Here is a 2,094-nt window from a genome sequence, read left to right on the forward strand (position 1 = left end):
ATAGATCGGTCCGACATCCAAGCCGTTCGGTCGGAACGGCTGGACCCCCTCGTTCTGCAGAACGGCCCGGATCGTGTTCCTATGCGCACCGGTTTCGGCCGACAGAATCGTTAGTGTCGTGTAGCTGGCCTTAAACGCAGCGATGTCGTCGCGGCTCATGCGCCATTCCCGACGCTTGGTCGTGGGATTCAAAACCAGCATCGCAGGCGTGTAACCACCTTCGATCAGAGCCAGGAATTGACCTTTCCCACGAATACCTGCCGACCGGGCGAAGGCCGCTGCGGTCACCTCTCCCCGGTTGGTCGAGGGCTTACGCGTTGGCGCGGCCTTTGCTTTGAGCGCAGCAGCCTCGGTGATTTCCACCACAAACCCGTGGTAACCGAACACATCAGGGCGCTGACCAAGGCGCAGAAAACCAGCCCTGATAGCCGCAATGATCCCGCCAACAGGAAGGTCCAGCCGCTTGTGAACGCGTTGGATCGTCTCCCACCCTGGCTCCTCTGGGGCAACCGGCTGCGCGTAGGCCGTCAACTCCTCAAGAAGAGCTTTGCCATCGGCAATCCGCCAAGGCGATTTGATCGTTGCAACGTTGGTTCTCGGGACGAGGACACCGTCTGCCTTCAACCCGTTCAATTCGGCCAGCGTTGCGCCGATTGCCCGTCGCAGCGCAATTGGACCGACCAATGTCGGGATTTCATCAAGAATGTACTGCCAAGCTTTCGCATCAAAGGTCTTGCGGGCATCGGCACGCGCGTCGCTGGGCGCAAACGCGCCCGCTTCTGTCAAGAAATCATCCAGAACTGTCGGGCCGATGCCGGTTTCCTTGGATGCTGACCTAATGGAGTGTAGGCGCCGCTCGGTCACGGCCTGCCCAAGAAGGTCATCACCTGGCGCCAACGGCCATATTTCCAGAAAATAGTCACGAAGGATCCCGCGAAAGACCGCAAAGGCATCGTCATCAAGATAGATGCCCTTAAGGTGCTTGAAGAGCGGACCCATTTCGCCCTGCGTTACGATGTGGCCACCGTCCTGTGATCGCATGAGGATGTCCAGAGCCGCTCGGATCCCATCAGGGCCTTGCGAGACAAAGGTAAAGCCCGTGGCCTTGGCGCGCCGATCGTCCGGGGCCTCGCCCTGCTTGCGCAGCAAGGCTGCACCGATAAACTCACAGAGTGTGATCGCCGGAAACACCGGCTGCGAGGCCAGCCATGTTTTGTCCACAGCGGTACCCTGCGATAGACGCTCATCAAGCCAAAGGTCATAGTCGGTAGGATCAATATGCACGCAATCAAATGATCCGGCTCGAAGGTCGGGCAGGATTTCCGCCAATCTCGCTCCAATATTATCCCGTTCGATGGGGAGAGAGCTAGACCACAAGGGAACCAGCGGATGGTGGTGCTGGTGGCAAATATCAACACCTCTGCAGAGCCAGTCCCCCCGCAAGGCAATGTGCCGCAATGGATGGGGTTGATCAGCTGCATGCTCACGCATGCAGAGTGGACAGCCCCGAATGATCGGATTTCGAAGGGCCCGCGAGACGAAGACTTCCTTCCGAAACCGCATCCGGACGTCTCCGATGCGTTCACCTGTCCAGGAGAGCAGCTCGGCGAGCTGCGCGGGCGACACCCCTGCGCGTTCTGCAAAAATCGCGACGGCCTCTTCGTCCTGCTCCAAGATACGCCGAAAGGTGATGCCAAGATCGAGGGCGAAGTTGACAACGTCGGTTCCATTTAGGATTGCCATGCGCGAAAACAGCGACGGGAGCGTCTCGCGGTCAACGGGCTCCAATGTAAGGGCGAGTTTCCGCGGCAAGTACACCTCCTGTGTGCTCAAACGCCCCACGTGTTGCGATACCGTAATGCTCAACCAAATAGATAACGCCTGACGCTACTGTTCTAACCGTCCAGAGAACAAGTAATAAGTAATCTGCTTAGATCTGATGGACTGCAGTCACATATTTTTCTTGTGTAAGCGTCCGGGCTGACTGCTCTGCCGCGTGGTGAGAGAGGCGGATAGTGTCCACCATCGATAGTGGACACTATGGTGATGGCGTGGCGCGTCGGACGAAGCGGCTTTGGACGGATGAGGAGAAGC

The 2,094-nt window shown here is 58.2% G+C and carries 1 protein-coding gene and 1 pseudogene; both read right to left on the reverse strand.

What is annotated here, in order from left to right:
- Positions 1 to 1,329 (reverse strand): hypothetical protein (locus CKO11_RS17040; protein WP_223641484.1); only part of this gene is annotated, 1,329 nt, incomplete at its 3' end.
- 114 nt (positions 1,330 to 1,443) lie between these two features.
- Positions 1,444 to 1,743 (reverse strand): annotated as a pseudogene (locus CKO11_RS17635) (TniQ family protein); the annotation flags it as partial.
- Between the last annotated feature and the right edge of the window lie 351 nt (positions 1,744 to 2,094).

This window comes from Rhodobacter sp. TJ_12, from assembly GCF_020023995.1.
Classification (GTDB): Bacteria; Pseudomonadota; Alphaproteobacteria; order Rhodobacterales; family Rhodobacteraceae; genus Rhodobacter.